This is a genomic window from Nonomuraea sp. NPDC049269 (assembly GCF_043197155.1).
GTDB lineage: Bacteria > Actinomycetota > Actinomycetes > Streptosporangiales > Streptosporangiaceae > Nonomuraea.
The window spans coordinates 927257-942812 of sequence record NZ_JBICSO010000005.1 but is presented as its reverse complement, the minus strand read 5'-3'; the positions used below and the strand labels follow the sequence as shown (position 1 = coordinate 942812).

The following is a 15556-nucleotide window of genomic DNA, read 5'->3' as shown; positions in this document are numbered from 1 at the left end:
CCGTCATCCACACCCGAAAGCATGGACATGACGGGGTTGTGCATCATGCACTGGCTTTTAACACACTGTTGAGTTCTCAAGAAACGGACGCGTACATCCTCGCTCAGATCCATCCGGACCCTTGCTCGGAGGCGCACACTTCGCTTCTCCATCTTATCAGATTTGCTGATTTCGTGTCAAATCGTAGATTTGCATGAAATCGATCAAATCTAGCTAGGATGGTGCGCCCCGTCTCCGGGGCAACCCTCGTAACTTACCGTGTCATCCTGGGCTTGTCGAATCAACCGATTTTCCGGTGATCTGAGCGCGCCCGAGACGACTCGTACCGAAGTGCGCGTTGAAGCGACCTGGCCGAGTGGCTCGTTATCTCAAGGGGCTTGCCCTGGGGCCCGTCCGCCTGATCGGCGTCCGGCTCACTCCCGGGGCGAAGTGAAAGATTAGGTCGCCGTTGGCCCTACGTCAAATCGGGGTTCACCGCGCCCTGGGACGTCTCTCCCGAACGTCGGACAAAGACCGGACTCCACCTGCGGAGACGCAGCCCAGAAAGTCAGCTGACCAGGACTTCGGAGCATCGAGGGTGTGGAGGGGAGGGACCCAACGGGACATGTCGCGGCTCGGAGACCATCGGACATCCGGACCCAGCAACCCCTCCTAGTAGGCGGTTCTGGGCCCTGGCCCAAGCAACCCCTCGGGGTGGGCGACTCTGAGACCCAGAGTGGGGGCCGGAGCGCTGCATGGATGCACCTGCGGCGTGCCGGCTGCGGAGATCGGCAGCCGAATGCGACCGTTCCGGAGGCGAACGCGGAGGGCAGGTAGTCGGATTGTGGCCGGGCACCAGGGCAGCTGATGAGAGCCGGTGTACGGGGTCCGGCTGAGCACCAAGGCAGATGGTGGAGGTCAGGGTGTCGGGGGGCTGGTTGGGGCGCCATGCCACCTGGCGCGACGACTGAGCCCGGCAGGTGAGTCCGGCATTCACAGTTGCGTGGATGCCCGTTCGATCGCCGCGCCGCACCTGCCGAGGAGGGAGCGCAGGGTGTCCCGCTCCTCTGTGGTGAGTTCGTCGGCGATCGCCTGCTCTATCCGTACCGCCCGTTCGTCCGCCGCCTCCAGTGCGATGCGGCCGGCGTCCGTGAGCTGGGTTTCCAGGACGTTGCGGTGCCATGGGTGCGGCGTACGCTTCACCAGGCCGCGCGCGTCGAGGTTCTTCAGCACCACCGTCATCGCCTGCGGGGTCACCAGGCAGGCTCGAGCCAGGGCGGCGGCCGAGATGCCGGGATTGGCGGCCAACACGTAAAGCGTCGCGTACTGCGGAACCGTCAGCCCGGTGGGCCTGACCGCGATCTGCTTGGCGGCGATCAGCTCCTGTTCGGCCCGCTTGATGTCGAGGCCGAGGCGTTCCTCCGCGGGCATTCCCATGCCAAGAGATGGTACAAGCAAACCAACCTTGACTGTTATAAAAGCTTTGATAGTGTGCCGGAACCGTACAACAGGAATGAGGAGCCGGAAAGTGATCCCTGAGAGCCACCTGGACCTGCTGACCCGACCGCTGTTCGCGCACCTGGCCACCATCGGGCCTGGCGGGAAGCCACAGGTGAACCCCGTCTGGACGGTGTGGGACGGCGAGTACCTGCGCTTCACGACCACCACAGACCGCCAGAAGTACCGAAATGTCGTGGAAAATGGTGATCTGGCGGTCTCCATCAACGATCCCGATAAGCCGTACCGATACCTGGAGATCCGCGCCGTGGTGGAGCGGATCGACCCGGACCCCTCGGGTGACCTCTTCGATGTGCTCGCCACCCGCTACGGACTGTCGTACGACCGGCCGGTGGGAGACGCGGAGCGGCGGGTGGTCATCGTCGCCCGGCCGACACGTACGACCAGCCAGTGACGCCCTGTGATGGCCGCCATGGCCCGGGTGGCTCTGCGGGTGGGCGGTGCTGGCCGGGCTCACCAGCGACCTGGCGACGCCTCGGCTGCCCTGGCGCGAACGGATCGCCCTGGTCGGCGACCTGACACGGCCCGACCAGCAGCACCACACCGCCGCGGGTCTCCAGTTGGGCGCTGCACCCAACCGCTGTACGCCTGTAGCGGTCGGCACGTACGACCGCGCTTAGCCGAGCGGGAGGCCCAGTTGTGCGGGCGGATGCCGGCGAGGTGGTCGTGCCCGGCGAGGGCGAGCGAGTGTCTGTCAGTCTCTGCCCGACGCGGGCGAAGGAGTAGCTGTCGGTCCAAGGTCGGCGAACGAGCTGTTGATCTCCGCGTGCTGAGAATGCGGACGGCGAGCTGGGTGAGGTGCTGAGCAAGCAGCTCACCCAGCCGCGCAGGCAAAGGGCAAGCCCTGTCTCGGATCCCGCGCCGAGATCTCGGGCTGGTGGCAGGGCGACGTCACCGGCAGCCACCCGGATCCTCGGTCAAGGGGCGGAAAGCGTGAGCGCGCGTACCTGGGCCGGAGAGGTGAACAGCTCCGCCGCCATCCCAGCCTCCCGCGCCGCGACGACATTGGCCTCGTTGTCGTCGAAGAACAGCACCTCCCCCGGCTCCACTCCCAGCCGCCGCGCGCAGATCTCGTAAGCGCGCCGGTCCGGCTTCGCCACCCCGATCTGGCACGAGTACGTCAGCGACGCGAACCGCCCCAGCCAGTCACCATGCTGCGCCTCCCATACCGGCACCAGGTCGGGGACGATGTTCGACAGCAGCCCCAGCGTCCGTCCCCGGTCGGCCAGTTCGTGCACCACGGCGACCATCTCGGCGTCCACGTGGCACCAGCTCTCCAGGTCGGCCGCCATCAGCGCGCTCACGTCGGCGAACCGCGTGTCCAGCCGTCCGGCGACCGCGGCCCAGTACGCCTTGGCGTCCTGGCCGGCGTCATACGCGGGCCGGCACTCCCAGTACGCCTCCCAGAACCTCTCTCCCGGGACCCCGGAGAGGTCGACGAGGCCCTGCTTGGCCTCACGCGTCTGAACACGGGCGATAACCCCGTACAGGTCGAACACGATCACTTCAGGCATAAATCCGAGCCTATGCGCGTATTCTGCCCCGGTGACCACCGCCTCCACCCTCGCCCCTCCAGCCCGGCCGACCCTACGTCAGCGCAGGTCAAGCCCATGGTGGATGGCCGGGATCGCCGGAATCGTGGCGTTCACCGGCTCGGGCTCCGCCTCGCTGAACGGTGACGAGCTGGCCACGATCAGCGCCGCGTCCCGGTCGTTGCCGGGGCTGTGGGAGCTGGCGCGGCACATCGATGGTCATTTCCTGCCGTACTACCTGTTCATGCAGCTCTGGGTGAAGGGTGGGACGGCGGAGCTGTGGCTGCGGCTGCCGTCGGCGCTGGCGATCGGGGTCGCCGCGTGGTTCCTGGTGGACCTGGGGCGGCGGCTGCACAGCACGTGGGCGGGGGTGACGGCCGGCGCGCTGTTCGCGGCGCTGCCTTCGGTGTCGTACTACGGTGCCTTCGCCCGCTCGTACGCGCCCGCGGCGGCCGCGGTGGTCTTCTCGTTCTGGGCCCTCCACCGTGCCACACGCGCACAGGAGGCGGAACGCGCCCCCTGGGTGCTCTATGGCGCGGCTGTGGGGCTGGTGTGCTGCACGCATCTGTTCGCGGTGCTCGTGCTGCCCGCCCAGTTGGTCGCCGCCGTCGCGCTGCTGCCCCGCCGTGCCGTGCTTCTGAGGTGGTTGCCCGCGATCGCCGTCGGGTGCCTGCCCGCGATCGTTCTCGGTCTGATCGGGTACGGCGAGCGGCACGCGATCAGCTGGATCCCGCAGCGTGGGGCGGAGGTGCTCCTGAAGTTCCCGAAGATGGTGGCGGGGGGCACCGAGGTGGGGGTGCTGCTGTTCGTGGTGGCGCTGGCCGGTGTGGTGCTGCTCCGCAACCGGGCGTGGGCCGGGACGCTGCTGGGGTGGCTGGTGCTGCCACCGCTCCTCCTGCTGGCCGTGTCGCACCTGGTGACGCCGGTCTATGTGGATCGGTACCTGTTCGTCGCCGCGCCCGCTCTGGCGCTGCTGGCGGGGATCGCGGTGGCGAGTGTTCCGCGGGCGACGGTGGTGGCCTGCTGCGGACTGGTGGTGGTCACCGTGGTGGTGGGCTTGCCGCAGCGTGCGGAGGTTCGGGAGGCCAACGGGCGGTTCGAGGACTTTCCGTGGGCTGTGCGGAAGGTGGACGCTCGGCCGGAGGACGCGATCGTGTTCGGGCAGAGCTCTGTGCGGGCGGGGTTCGACTACTACGGCGACCGGACGATGCCGGCTGACGTGCTGCGGCTGGGGCCCGCCCCGGAGGCGGAGGGGTTTGGCTTTCCGGAGCGCGATGACGTCACCGCCGCGCTGGCCGACTGGAAGCGGGTCTGGGTCGTGTGGCGCGGCGTCAAGTCCGCGGGGCAGAAGCTGCCACGGGTGAAGGCGGTTCAGGAGGCGGGGTACGAGCAGGCCGGGTCCTGGCACTCGGCGGATACGCCCGGCCTCACCGTGGCCCTGTTCACCCGTAAGTAAGCGGGCCCTCCCCCTCCGGGAAAGGCCCGCTGCGCTCACACGGGCGGGTCAGCCGACCTCGACGCCGCCGACCGACTTCTTGCCGCGCCGTAGCACCATGAACCGCCCGTGGAGCAGGTCCGATGCCTCCGGTACGTACGCCTCGTCAGTGATCTTGACGTTGTTGAGGTAGGCGCCGCCCTCCTTGACCGCGCGCCTGGCCGCCGACTTCGACTCCACCAGGCCGCTGTCCGCCAGCAGGTCCACGAACGGCGCCCCGAGAGCCGGAATCGTCGCCTTCGGCACCTCGGCCAGCGCCGCCGCCAGCGTCGCCACGGGCAGCTCTTCGAGGGACCCCTGGCCGAACAGCGCCTTGGACGCCGCCACGACCGCCGCGAGCTCGCCCGCGCCGTGCACGAGCGTGGTCAGGTCCTCCGCCAGCGTCCGCTGCGCCTCACGGGCGAACGGGCGGTCTGCGACCGCCTTCTCCAGCGCCTCGATCTCCTCGCGCTCGCGGAAGGTGAACACCTTCAGGAAGCGCACCACGTCGCGGTCGTCGGCGTTGAGGAAGTACTGGTAGAAGGCGTAAGGGGAGGTCAACGCCCCGTCGAGCCAGATCGACCCGCCCGCGGTCTTGCCGAACTTGGTGCCGTCGGCCTTGGTGATCAGCTTGCCGGTCAGGGCGTGCACGTGGCCGCCCTCGACGCGCCTGATCAGGTCGACGCCGGCCGTGATGTTGCCCCACTGGTCGCTGCCGCCGATCTGGAGCGTGCAGCCGTGGCGCCGGTAGAGCTCCAGGTAGTCGTTGGCCTGCAGGATCTGGTAGCTGAACTCGGTGTAGCTGAGCCCGTCGCCGCCGAGCCGGGCCGCTACCGACTCGCGGGCGAGCATCCGGTTGACGGGGAAATGCTTGCCGATGTCGCGCAGGAAGTCGATGGCCGACATCTCGGCGGTCCAGTCGAGGTTGCTGACCAGCTCGGCCGAGGCGGGGCCTTCGTCGAAGGTCAGGAACTTCTCCACCTGCACCCGGATCCGGGAGACCCATTCCTCGACGACCTCGGTGGTGTTGAGGACGCGTTCGGTGCTGCGCCCGCTGGGGTCGCCGATCAGGCCGGTGGCGCCGCCGACCAGGCCGATCGGCTTGTGGCCGGCCCGCTGGAAGCGGGTCAGGATCAGCAGCGTGGCCAGGTTGCCCATGTGCAGGGACGGCGCGGTCGGGTCGAAGCCCGCATAGACCGTGATCGGACCCTTCGACAGCGCCCCGCGCAGGGCGTCGATGTCGGTGGTCTGCGCGAGGACGTCGCGCCATTCGAGCTCATCGAGAATGTCGGTCACGGTGCTGGCTTTCCAGGAGACGTCGAGTGGTTACAGAGTGCCGGATCGCGCCGGATGTCCGCCACTTGGATACTCTCTGTCGCCATGTGGAAGGTCCGTCGCGAGCTGGCTGTTTTCAAGATCCTAGGGGCTGTGGCGTGTGCCGGTCTCGCCCTGTTCTGGTACCTCCAGGATGACGTGCGGGGGGTGATCCTGGCCATTCCGGCGGCCGTGCTGGTGGGTGCCATGGGGCTCCGTGACGTCCTGGTCCCGGTACGGCTGGCGGCCGACGAGAGCGGCATCACCGTGGTGCACGGCTTCGCGGGCCGGCGGCACGTGCCGTGGGAGGCGATCGAGGACGTCAAGGTGGACGTGCGCAGGAGGTATGGTCTGCGCAGCGAGATGCTGGAGATCGACACCGGTGACTACCTGCACATCTTCAGTGCTCACGAGCTGGGGACCTCCCCGACCGAGGTGGCCGCGGTGCTGCGGCGGCGCGGGGTGTGAGCCCGGTACGGCGAGACGGTCGGGTCGTCGTCGATCCAGAACCGCCAGGGCGTGTCCTTGGCGGTCGAGATCCCGGTGCGCGGGCCAGACCTGATCGCGTCCGCCTCGGCTGGCCACCCTTCGAGCATGACCGCGGTCCCCTTGGGGAGACCCGTGAGCCAGGCCGCATGCTCCGGCTGTTCGGAAAGCCGGGGCGCATGGTCAGGCTGGTCGGCGGGCCGGGCCGCGGGGTCGAGCCGGTCGCCGTACGGGACCGAGCCCGGGTCGGAGAGCCCGGGCGGGGCTGAGTCCGGGTCGGGCAGGTGGGGCAGCCCGACCGGCGAGCCTTCCCAGACGGCGTCGAGCCCGTTGTGCTCGCGCGCCAGCCCGAGCGCGACCGCCAGCCGGGCGGGCCCGCGAGCGAGGTCGCGGTCCGCGATCGGCTTACGCCGAGAAGCACCCGAACCTCCGCCGCTCGGACCAGCACCGTCCGGACCACCGTCGCCCGAGCCGCCGCCTGAGCGGCGCCACCGGGCCAGGTCGGCCCGTGCCACCACCTCACCGGCCCGCAGCAGCACCGCCGACCCGAAGTCCTCGGGCAGGCACACCAGGTTCGCGCAGAAGTGCATGCCGTAGGTGAAGTACACGTACAGGTGGCCGGGTGGCCCGAACATGACCGCGTTCCGGGCCGTCCGTCCCCGGTAGGTGTGGGCCGCCGGATCCTCGCCGGGCCCGCCGTACGCCTCGACCTCGGTCAGCCGGACCGCGACCGGACCGTGCACGAGCACGCGCCCGAGCAGGTCGGGCGCGACCTCGTGCGACGGCCGGTCGAAGAAGCGCCGCGGCAGCGGCGCCGAGCACGGGATCCCGGAAGGCATGCCGGAGTCTAGGCGCCCGCGGCCCACGCCGCCTGGGCGTCGACCGCTTCGCGCAGCGCGACGAGCTGGTCGCGGACCCGGTCGGGTGCGGTGCCGCCGTGGGACTTGCGGGCGGCGAGGGCGCCGGGCACGCTCAGCACGTCGCGGACGTCGGGCGTCAGGTGCGGTGACACCTTGGCCATCTCGTCGTCGGTCAGCTCGCCCAGGTCCTTGTCGTGGACCTGGCACCACACCACCAGGTGGCCGACCGCCTCGTGCGCGTCGCGGAACGGCACGCCGCGGCGGACGAGCAGCTCGGCGAGGTCGGTGGCGAGCGCGAAGCCTTCGGGAGCCGACGCCTCCATACGCGCGGTGTTGACCCGCATGGTGGCGACCAGGCCGGCCATCGCGGGCAGGACGAGCAGCAGCGTGTCGACCGAGTCGAACACCGGCTCCTTGTCCTCCTGCAGGTCGCGGTTATAGGTGAGCGGCAGGCCTTTGAGCGTCGTGAGCATCGCCATGAGGTTGCCGATGAGCCGCCCCGACTTACCGCGCGCGAGCTCGGCGACGTCGGGGTTCTTCTTCTGCGGCATGATCGACGAGCCGGTGGAGTAGGCGTCGTCCATCTCGATCCAGCGGAACTCCTGCGAGGCCCAGAGCACGATCTCCTCACCGAGCCGCGACAGGTGCACGCCGATCAGGGCCGCGTCGAACAGGAACTCCGCCGCGAAGTCACGGTCGGCCACCGCGTCCATGGAGTTGGGCGCGGCCGAGGAGAAGCCCAGCTCGGCGGCCACGGCCTGCGGGTCGAGCGGCAGCGACGAGCCCGCCAGCGCGCCGGCGCCGAGCGGCGAGACGGCCGCGCGCCGGTCCCAGTCGGTGAGCCTGTCGATGTCGCGGGCGAAGGCGTGCACGTGCGCGAGCAGCTGGTGGCCGAACGAGACCGGCTGCGCGTGCTGCAGGTGGGTCATGCCGGGCGCCGCGGTGTCGGCGTGCTGCTCGGCCTGGGCCATCAGCGCCGTCTCCAGCTCGACCAGCCGGGAGACGATCGTGCAGGCATGATCACGAAGGTAGAGGCGCAGGTCGGTGGCGATCTGGTCGTTGCGGCTCCGGCCGGCGCGCAGCTTGCCGCCGAGCGAGCCGAGCCGCTCCAGCAGGCCGCGTTCGAGCGCGGTGTGCACGTCCTCGTCGGCGACCGTCGGCCGGAACTCGCCCGCCTTGCAGGCGCGCTCCAGGTCGTCGATCGCGCCGATCATCCGATCGAGCTCGTCGTCGCTCAGCAGCCCCGCCTTGTGCAGCACCCGGGCGTGCGCCCTGGACGCCGCCAGGTCGTACGGCACGAGCCGCCAGTCGAAGTGCACGCTCACCGACAGCCGGGTCAGCGCGTCAGCTGGGCCGCCTTCGAAGCGCCCGCCCCACAGCCGCATCGGCTTGCCATCACTCACCGTCATCTCCTTATCGTCCCCCGCGACCATAGTGCACATCAGCCCCGCTTCGCGTCTCGCGCGGCGGCGATCTTGGAGGGCAGGCTGAAGAGCTGGACGAAGCCCTTGGCCAGCGACTGGTCGAAGGTGTCGCCGGTGTCGTAGGTGGCCAGCGAGAAGTCGTACAGCGACTGCTCCGAGCGGCGGCCGGTGACGGTCGCCTTGCCGCCGTGCAGGGTCATCCGGATGTCGCCGCTGACGTGCTTCTGGGCCTCGGCGATGAGCGCGTCCAGGGCGGTCTTGAGCGGCGAGAACCAGAGGCCGTCGTAGACGAGCTCGCTCCACCGCTGGTCGACGCCGCGCTTGAAGCGGGCCAGGTCACGCTCGACGGTGACGTTCTCCAGCTCCATGTGCGCGGTGATCAGCGCGATCGCGCCGGGCGCCTCGTACACCTCGCGGGACTTGATGCCGACGAGCCGGTCCTCGACCATGTCGATCCGGCCGACGCCCTGCGCGCCGGCACGCGTGTTCAGCTCGTCGATCACCTGGTACGGCGTCAGCGAACGCCCGTCGAGCTTGACCGGGACGCCCTGCTCGAAGGTGATGACGACCTCGTCGGCGTCGCGGGTGACGGCCGGGTCGGCAGTGTAGGAGTAGACGTTCTCGGTGGGGCCGTTCCAGATGTCCTCGAGGAAGCCGGTCTCGACCGCCCTGCCCCACAGGTTCTGGTCGATGGAGAACGGGTTCTTCTTGGAGGTCTCGATCGGCAGGCCCTTCTGCTCGGCGAACTCGATCGCCTTGTCGCGGGTCCAGGCGAAGTCGCGGGCCGGGGCGACGACCTTCAGGTCGGGCGCGAGCGCGGCCAGGCCGGCCTCGAAGCGCACCTGGTCGTTGCCCTTGCCGGTGCAGCCGTGGGAGACGATCGTGCCGCCGAACTGCTTGGCCGCGGTCACCAGGTGCTTGACGATGAGCGGCCGCGACAGCGACGACAGGAGCGGGTAGCGGTCCATGTAGAGGGCGTTGGCCTGCAGCGCGGGCACGCAGAAGTCGGCCGCGAACTCCTCCTTGGCGTCCACGACGACGGATTCGACCGCGCCGCAGTCCATGGCCCTCTTCTGGATCACCTCCATGTCCTCGCCACCTTGTCCCAGGTCCACGGCGACGGCGATGACCTCGGCGTCCATCTTCTCGGCCAGGAACGGAATGGCCACGGAGGTGTCGAGGCCTCCGGAGAATGCGAGTACCACTCTCTGTGTCATGTGTTTCTCCAAGTTCTTCAGAAAACGGCTAAGCGCGTCGGGCCGCGACCCTCAGCAGCGCCTCGGCCACCTGGTGCCCGCCCTGGGGATCGCGGCTGATGACGAGGATCGTGTCGTCGCCCGCGACCGTGCCGAGGATGGACTCCCAGTCGGCGTGGTCGATGGCGGAGGCCATGAACTGGGCGGCGCCCGGCGGGGTTCTGACGATGACCAGGTTGGCCGAGGCCTCGGCGGAGACCAGCAGTTCCTCGGCGATCCGGTGCAGCCGGGCGGCCGGGGACTCGCCGGTGCCCAGCCTGGCCAGCCGGATCCGGCCGCCGCCCTCGCCGGGCAGCGCGTACACCAGCGAGCCGTCCTCGGCGCGCAGCTTGAGCGCGCCGAGTTCGTCCAGATCGCGGGAGAGCGTGGCCTGGGTGACCTCCACCCCGCTCTCGGCGAGCAGTTTGGCCAGGTCCGGCTGGGAGCGTACGGCCTGGCGCTGCAGCAGCTCGGTGATCTTCGCCTGCCGCGCGACCTTGGTCATCGGGATCGTCATGGGTTGCTCACCAGCCAGTGGAGCAGCGCCTTCTGGGCGTGCAGCCGGTTCTCGGCCTGGTCCCACACCGCGCTGCGCGGGCCGTCGAGCACGTCGGCGGTGATCTCGTAGTCGCGGTAGGCGGGCAGGCAGTGCAGCACGATCGCGTCGTGCGCGGCGTGCTCCATGAGCTCGGAGTTGACCTGGTACGGCATGAGCGCGTGGACCCGCTCCTCCTTGCCGTCCTGGCCCATCGACACCCAGGTGTCGGTGGCGACGACGTGCGCGCCCTGGGCGGCGGCGGCCGGGTCGGTCAGCGAGATCACCGAGCCGCCGGTGGTCGCGGCGATGGCGGCGGCGCGGTCGAGGATGACGGCGTCCGGCTGGTAGCCGACCGGGGCGCCGATCCGTACGTGCATGCCGGCCGTGGCGCCGCCCAGCAGGTAGGAGTGGGCCATGTTGTTGGCGCCGTCGCCCACGTAGGTGAGCGTCCGCCCGGCCGTCCTGCCGAACCGTTCGCGGACGGTCAGCAGGTCGGCGAGGATCTGGCAGGGGTGGAACTCGTCGGTCAGCGCGTTGACCACCGGCACCGTGGTGCCCGCCGCCATGGCCTCGATGCGCTCCTGGCCGCCGGTGCGCCAGACGATCGCGGCGACCTGCCGTTCGAGCACCCTGGCGGTGTCCTCGATCGGCTCGCCCCGGCCCAGCTGGGAGCTGCCGCCGTCGATGACCAGCGGGATCCCGCCCAGCTCGCCGACGCCGACGGCGAAGGAGACCCGGGTCCTGGTGGAGGGCTTGTCGAACAGGACGGCGACGGTCCGCGGCCCGTCGAACGGGCGGTAGCCGTAGCGGTCCTTCTTCATCGCGGCGGCCAGGTCGAGCACGTCGGCCTGCTCGGCGGGCGAGAGATCGTCGTCGCGCAGGAAGTGTCTGACCACGCCGTGGGTAGTCATTTCGCCGCCTCGTCGAGAATGCCGGGGAAGGCGGCGACGAGCGCGTCGACCTGCTCGGCCGTCACGACCAGCGGCGGCGCGATCCGTACGGCGTCCGGCTGCAGCGCGTTGACCAGGAAGCCCGCGTCGGCCGCCGCCTGCTGCACCTTGCCGGAGACCGGCTCGGTCAGCACGGCGGCCAGCCACAGGCCGCGCCCGCGCACGCCTTTCAGCAGCGGGTGGCCGACCGCTTCGAGGCCGGTCCGCAGCCGGTCGCCGATCGTCTTCACGTGGTCGAGGTCGAGGTTGTCGAGCACGGCCAGCGCCGCGGCGCACGAGACCGGGTTGCCGCCGAACGTGGAGCCGTGGTCGCCCTTGTCGAACAGCCGGCCCGCGTCGCCGAAGCCGACGCACGCCCCGATCGGCAGGCCGCCGCCCAGGCCCTTGGCCAGGGTCAGGATGTCGGGGATGACGCCGTCGGCCTGGTGGGCGAACCAGTGCCCGGTGCGGCCGATCGCGGACTGGATCTCGTCGGCGACCAGCAGCGCGCCGGTGGAGTCGCAGATCTCGCGGGCCGCCGCGAAGTAGCCGTCCGGCGGCGGGACCACGCCCGCCTCGCCCTGGGTGGGCTCCAGGAACACCGCGATGCAGTCGCCGGTCACGGCCTCCTTGAGAGCGGCGGCGTCACCGTACGGGACGAACTGGACCTCGACCGGGAACGGTCCGAACTGGTCGCGGATCGACTTCTTGCCCGTCAGCGAGAGCGCGCCGATCGTCCGGCCGTGGAAACCGTTCTCGGCGGCGACGAAGTAGGTGCGGCCGTCGCGCCTGCCGTACTTGAGCGCCAGCTTGTAGGCGGCTTCGTTGGCCTCGGTGCCGGAGTTGGCGAAGAAGACGCGGCCGGGGGCGTTCAGCAGGTCGAGGAGCTTCTCGGCGAGCAGCACCTCGGGCTCGTGCAGGAACAGGTTGCTCGTGTGCGCGAGCGTCGCGACCTGCTTGGAGACCGCCTCGACCAGGGCCGGGTGGGCGTGGCCGAGCGAGGTGACCGCGATGCCGCCGATGAAGTCGAGGTATTCCTTGCCGTCCACGTCCCATACGCGGGTGCCCTCGCCTCGTGCCAGGGCGATCGGCGGGACGCCGTAGTTCGGCATGAAGGCTTGCTCGAACCTGTCACGAAGATTCATCAGGGCATCACCATGGTTCCGATTCCTTGGTCGGTGAAGATCTCGAGCAGCAGCGAGTGCGACACCCGGCCGTCGAGAATGTGAGCTTGGGGCACGCCGCCCTGGACCGCCGTCAGGCAGGCTTCCATCTTGGGCTTCATGCCGCTCGACAGTGAGGGCAACATGGCCTCCAGCGCGGCGCCGTCGAGTTTGTCGATCACGTCGGTGTCGTCGGGCCAGCTGGCGTACAGGCCCTCGACGTCGGTGAGGACGATGAGCTTCTCGGCCTGGAGGGCGACGGCCAGCGCGGCGGCGGCGGTGTCGGCGTTGACGTTGTAGATCTCCCCGTCGTCGCCGCGGGCGACGCTGGAGACGACGGGGACGCGGCCGTTGTCGATCATGGCCCGGACCGCGCCGGGGTCGACCTTGACGATCTCGCCCACCTGGCCGATGTCGACGGGCTCGCCGTCGACGAGCGCGTGCTTGCGCTCGGCGGTGAACAGGTGGGCGTCCTCGCCCGACATGCCGACCGCGAGCGGGCCGTGCCTGTTGATCATGCCGACGACGTCGCGGTTGACCTGGCCGACCAGCACCATCCTGACCACCTGCATGGCCTCGGGCGTGGTCACCCGCAGCCCCGCCGTGAACGTCGACTCGATGCCCAGCCGGTCCAAGTGCTCGCTGATCTGCGGGCCGCCGCCGTGCACCACGACCGGCCGCAGGCCGGCGTAGTGCAGGAAGCCGATGTCCTCGGCGAAGCCCTCCATGAGCGACCGGTCGATCATGGCGTTGCCGCCGTACTTGATGACGACGATGGCGCCGTGGAAGCGGGCCAGCCAGGGCAGGGCCTCGATGAGCGTGTCGGCCTTGGTGTGGGCGGTGATGGCTCTCATGAGGAGTACGCCGAGTTCTCGTGGACGTAGTCCGCGGTCAGGTCAGTGGTGTGGACGGTGGCCGAGTGGGTGCCGGCCGACAGGTCGATGGTGATCGTCACGTCGCGGGGACGCATGTCGACCTTGGTCCGGTCGTCACCGACCGCGCCGCCGCGGCAGATCCAGATGCCGTTGATGGCCACGTTCAGCCGGTCGGGCTCGAACACGGCGTCGGTGGTGCCGACGGCGGCCAGCACACGACCCCAGTTGGGGTCTTCGCCGTGGATGGCGCACTTGAGCAGGTTCGAGCGGGAGACGGCACGGCCGACCTTGACCGCGTCGTCCTCCGACACGGCGCCGACCACCTCGATGGCGATGGCCTTGGACGCGCCTTCCGCGTCGACCAGCAGCTGCCTGGCCAGGTCGGCGCAGACCTCGGTGACCTTCTGCTGGAACTCCGCCAGGTCCGGCTTGATCCCGGAGGCGCCGCTGGCCAGCAGCAGGACGGTGTCGTTGGTGGACATGCAGCCGTCGGCGTCGAGCCGGTCGAAGGTCTTGGAGGTGGCCTCGCGCAGCGCGGCGTCGAGCTCTTCGGCGGTCAGGTCGGCGTCGGTGGTGATCACGCAGAGCATCGTGGCCAGGGCCGGGGCGAGCATGCCCGCGCCCTTGGCCATGCCGCCCACCATGTAGCCGCCGCCGCGTTTGAAGGAGATCTTGGAGACGGTGTCGGTGGTGCGGATGGCGTCGGCCGCGGCCAGGCCGCCGTCGCGGGACAGCTGCGCGGCGGCCCCCTCCACACCGGCCAGCAGGGCCTCCATGGGCAGCCGCTCGCCGATCAGGCCGGTCGAGCAGACCGCGATCTCGCCCGCCGAGTCCTGGAGCACCTCGGCCGCCTTCTCGGCGGTGGCGTGCGTGTCCTGGAAGCCCTCGGGGCCGGTGCAGGCGTTGGCGCCGCCCGAGTTGAGGACGACCGCCCGGACCCGCCCGCCCCGCAGGACCTGCTGCGACCACAGGACGGGGGCGGCCTTGACGCGGTTGGCGGTGAAGACCCCGGCCGCGGCGTGGTTCGGCCCGTCGTTGACGACCAGGGCGAGGTCGCGCGCGTCGCCGGACTTGATGCCGGCGGCGATACCCGCGGCTCTGAACCCGAGGGGGGCGGTCACGCTCATGCGGCTTCCTCCGTGAGTGCCGGATAGATATGCATATCGAGTCGTACGTTGTGCTCGCTCACGGAGCAACTCCTGTCAGGGGAAGGCCGAGCTCTTCCGGCAGGCCGAGTGCGAGGTTCACGCTCTGGATCGCGCCTCCGGCCGTGCCCTTGGTGAGGTTGTCGATGGCGATGACGGCGATCAGGCGGCCGGCGCGCTCGTCGAGCGTCACTTGCAGGGCGGCGGTGTTGGCGCCGTAGGTCATCGCGGTGGCCGGCCAGGTGCCCTCGGGCAGCAGGGTGACGAACGGCTCCTTGGCCAGCGCGCTCTCGTACGCCTCTCGCACGGCGGCCTTGGTCAGCCCAGGCGCGGCGGGGGCGGAGCAGGTGGCCAGGATGCCGCGGCTCATCGGCGCCAGCGTGGGGGTGAACGACACGCGGACCGGGGTGCCCGCGACGCTGCCGAGGGCCTGCTCCATCTCCGGGGTGTGCCGGTGGACGCCGCCCACGCCGTACGCGCTGACCGAGCCGATGACCTCGCTGCCGAGCAGGTTGGGCTTGAGCGCCTTGCCCGCGCCGCTGGTGCCGCTGGCGGCGACCACGACCACGTCGGGCTCGGCCAGGCCGGCGGCGAAGGCGGGCAGCAGGGCGAGGATGACGGAGGTCGGGTAGCAGCCGGGCACCGCGATCCGCTTGGCGCTCTTGAGCACCTCGCGCTGGCCGGGCAGCTCGGGCAGGCCGTAGGGCCAGGTGCCGGCGTGCTCGCCGCCGTAGAACTCCTGCCAGGCGGCCGGGTCGGTGAGCCGGTGGTCGGCGCCGCAGTCGACGACGACCGTGTCCTCGGGCAGCCGGGCGGCGACGGCCGCGGAGTGACCGTGCGGCAGGGCCAGGAAGACCACGTCGTGCCCGGCGAGCGCTTCGGGGGTGGTGGCCTCGATGATCCGGTCGGCGAGCTGCGGAAGGTGTGGCTGGTGGGCGCCGAGCGCGCTGCCCGCGCTGGAGGCCGCGGTGAGCGTGCCGATCTCGAGCTCCGGGTGCCCGAGCAGCAGGCGCAGCAGCTCACCGCCCGCGTAGCCGCTGGCTCCCGCGATCGCCGCTCTCATCCCGAACCTCCTGCATAGTTA

General features: G+C 70.2%; 16 protein-coding genes. 4 read left to right on the top strand and 12 right to left on the bottom strand.

Annotation, left to right across the window (positions count from 1 at the left end; all coding sequences use genetic code 11):
• Nucleotides 1–972: 972 nt before the first annotated feature.
• Nucleotides 973–1416: a MarR family winged helix-turn-helix transcriptional regulator gene (locus ACGFNP_RS31820; protein ID WP_393325071.1), complete on the bottom strand. Its 444-nt coding sequence runs from the start codon at nucleotides 1414–1416 to the stop codon at nucleotides 973–975.
• Nucleotides 1417–1507: 91 nt separating this feature from the next.
• Here ACGFNP_RS31820 and ACGFNP_RS31815 point away from each other — a divergent pair, with 91 nt between their 5' ends.
• Together ACGFNP_RS31815 and ACGFNP_RS31810 are read left to right on the top strand one after the other, a co-directional pair.
• On the top strand, nucleotides 1508–1891 hold the full coding sequence (locus ACGFNP_RS31815) for a PPOX class F420-dependent oxidoreductase (RefSeq protein WP_358325996.1): 384 nt from the start codon (nucleotides 1508–1510) through the stop codon (nucleotides 1889–1891).
• 46 nt (nucleotides 1892–1937) lie between these two features.
• Nucleotides 1938–2117 (top strand): hypothetical protein, encoded by a 180-nt coding sequence (locus ACGFNP_RS31810; RefSeq protein WP_393325069.1) that lies wholly within the window; start codon nucleotides 1938–1940, stop codon nucleotides 2115–2117.
• A 297-nt stretch (nucleotides 2118–2414) separates the two neighbouring features.
• Here ACGFNP_RS31810 and ACGFNP_RS31805 read toward each other — a convergent pair whose 3' ends face one another.
• The gene (locus ACGFNP_RS31805) at nucleotides 2415–3011 is read right to left on the bottom strand and encodes an HAD family phosphatase (RefSeq protein ID WP_358325991.1); all 597 of its coding nucleotides are present in this window, start codon (nucleotides 3009–3011) and stop codon (nucleotides 2415–2417) included.
• A 31-nt stretch (nucleotides 3012–3042) separates the two neighbouring features.
• On the opposite strand from ACGFNP_RS31805, the gene ACGFNP_RS31800 reads away from it, so the two are divergent.
• A complete protein-coding gene (locus ACGFNP_RS31800; RefSeq protein WP_393325066.1) occupies nucleotides 3043–4485 on the top strand; it encodes a glycosyltransferase family 39 protein in 1443 nt (480 codons plus the stop codon).
• A 48-nt stretch (nucleotides 4486–4533) separates the two neighbouring features.
• Here the strand turns inward: ACGFNP_RS31800 and tyrS are convergent, their stop codons facing one another.
• Complete coding sequence (gene tyrS / locus ACGFNP_RS31795) at nucleotides 4534–5799, bottom strand: tyrosine--tRNA ligase (RefSeq protein ID WP_393325064.1); 1266 nt, start codon at nucleotides 5797–5799, stop codon at nucleotides 4534–4536.
• Nucleotides 5800–5883: 84 nt separating this feature from the next.
• Here tyrS and ACGFNP_RS31790 point away from each other — a divergent pair, with 84 nt between their 5' ends.
• Nucleotides 5884–6285, top strand: a complete 402-nt coding sequence (locus tag ACGFNP_RS31790) for a PH domain-containing protein (RefSeq protein WP_358325982.1) — start codon at nucleotides 5884–5886, stop codon at nucleotides 6283–6285.
• Here ACGFNP_RS31790 and ACGFNP_RS31785 read toward each other — a convergent pair.
• From ACGFNP_RS31785 to argC, 9 genes are read right to left on the bottom strand one after another with little or no spacing between them, the layout of a single operon-like run.
• Nucleotides 6225–7142 carry a DNA-3-methyladenine glycosylase gene (locus ACGFNP_RS31785; RefSeq protein WP_393325062.1) on the bottom strand — a complete coding sequence of 306 codons (918 nt, stop codon included), beginning with the start codon at nucleotides 7140–7142 and terminating at the stop codon, nucleotides 6225–6227. The two genes, ACGFNP_RS31790 and ACGFNP_RS31785, sit on opposite strands and share 61 nt — an antisense overlap.
• Nucleotides 7143–7150: 8 nt before the next feature.
• Nucleotides 7151–8572, bottom strand: a complete 1422-nt coding sequence (gene argH, locus ACGFNP_RS31780; RefSeq protein ID WP_393325060.1) for an argininosuccinate lyase — start codon at nucleotides 8570–8572, stop codon at nucleotides 7151–7153.
• A gap of 32 nt (nucleotides 8573–8604) precedes the next feature.
• The gene (locus ACGFNP_RS31775; RefSeq protein ID WP_358325974.1) at nucleotides 8605–9804 is read right to left on the bottom strand and encodes an argininosuccinate synthase; all 1200 of its coding nucleotides are present in this window, start codon (nucleotides 9802–9804) and stop codon (nucleotides 8605–8607) included.
• Between the two features lie 28 nt (nucleotides 9805–9832).
• Complete coding sequence (locus ACGFNP_RS31770) at nucleotides 9833–10339, bottom strand: arginine repressor (RefSeq protein WP_358325971.1); 507 nt, start codon at nucleotides 10337–10339, stop codon at nucleotides 9833–9835.
• Nucleotides 10336–11271: an ornithine carbamoyltransferase gene (gene argF, locus ACGFNP_RS31765; RefSeq protein ID WP_358325968.1), complete on the bottom strand. Its 936-nt coding sequence runs from the start codon at nucleotides 11269–11271 to the stop codon at nucleotides 10336–10338. Before argF ends, ACGFNP_RS31770 begins: the two co-directional genes overlap by 4 nt.
• On the bottom strand, nucleotides 11268–12434 hold the full coding sequence (locus ACGFNP_RS31760; RefSeq protein WP_358325965.1) for an acetylornithine transaminase: 1167 nt from the start codon (nucleotides 12432–12434) through the stop codon (nucleotides 11268–11270). Before ACGFNP_RS31760 ends, argF begins: the two co-directional genes overlap by 4 nt.
• Nucleotides 12434–13306, bottom strand: coding sequence for an acetylglutamate kinase (gene argB / locus ACGFNP_RS31755; RefSeq protein WP_358325962.1), 873 nt, complete (start codon nucleotides 13304–13306; stop codon nucleotides 12434–12436). Before argB ends, ACGFNP_RS31760 begins: the two co-directional genes overlap by 1 nt.
• Complete coding sequence (argJ, locus tag ACGFNP_RS31750) at nucleotides 13303–14454, bottom strand: bifunctional glutamate N-acetyltransferase/amino-acid acetyltransferase ArgJ (RefSeq protein WP_358325959.1); 1152 nt, start codon at nucleotides 14452–14454, stop codon at nucleotides 13303–13305. The genes argB and argJ overlap by 4 nt, the downstream gene beginning before the upstream one ends.
• A gap of 58 nt (nucleotides 14455–14512) precedes the next feature.
• Nucleotides 14513–15535 carry an N-acetyl-gamma-glutamyl-phosphate reductase gene (argC, locus tag ACGFNP_RS31745; RefSeq protein WP_358325955.1) on the bottom strand — a complete coding sequence of 341 codons (1023 nt, stop codon included), beginning with the start codon at nucleotides 15533–15535 and terminating at the stop codon, nucleotides 14513–14515.
• Nucleotides 15536–15556: the final 21 nt, after the last annotated feature.

Excerpts from the sequence above, each read along its gene's own strand:
- ACGFNP_RS31820 (WP_393325071.1), bottom strand. The coding sequence starts at position 1,416 with ATGGGAATGCCCGCGGAGGAACGCCTCGGCCTCGACATCAAGCGGGCC.
- ACGFNP_RS31805 (WP_358325991.1), bottom strand. The coding sequence starts at position 3,011 with ATGCCTGAAGTGATCGTGTTCGACCTGTACGGGGTTATCGCCCGTGTT.
- ACGFNP_RS31790 (WP_358325982.1), top strand. The coding sequence starts at position 5,884 with ATGTGGAAGGTCCGTCGCGAGCTGGCTGTTTTCAAGATCCTAGGGGCT.
- ACGFNP_RS31785 (WP_393325062.1), bottom strand. The coding sequence starts at position 7,142 with ATGCCTTCCGGGATCCCGTGCTCGGCGCCGCTGCCGCGGCGCTTCTTC.
- argH (WP_393325060.1), bottom strand. The coding sequence starts at position 8,572 with ATGACGGTGAGTGATGGCAAGCCGATGCGGCTGTGGGGCGGGCGCTTC.
- ACGFNP_RS31775 (WP_358325974.1), bottom strand. The coding sequence starts at position 9,804 with ATGACACAGAGAGTGGTACTCGCATTCTCCGGAGGCCTCGACACCTCC.
- ACGFNP_RS31770 (WP_358325971.1), bottom strand. The coding sequence starts at position 10,339 with ATGACGATCCCGATGACCAAGGTCGCGCGGCAGGCGAAGATCACCGAG.
- argF (WP_358325968.1), bottom strand. The coding sequence starts at position 11,271 with ATGACTACCCACGGCGTGGTCAGACACTTCCTGCGCGACGACGATCTC.
- ACGFNP_RS31760 (WP_358325965.1), bottom strand. The coding sequence starts at position 12,434 with ATGAATCTTCGTGACAGGTTCGAGCAAGCCTTCATGCCGAACTACGGC.
- argB (WP_358325962.1), bottom strand. The coding sequence starts at position 13,306 with ATGAGAGCCATCACCGCCCACACCAAGGCCGACACGCTCATCGAGGCC.
- argJ (WP_358325959.1), bottom strand. The coding sequence starts at position 14,454 with ATGAGCGTGACCGCCCCCCTCGGGTTCAGAGCCGCGGGTATCGCCGCC.
- argC (WP_358325955.1), bottom strand. The coding sequence starts at position 15,535 with ATGAGAGCGGCGATCGCGGGAGCCAGCGGCTACGCGGGCGGTGAGCTG.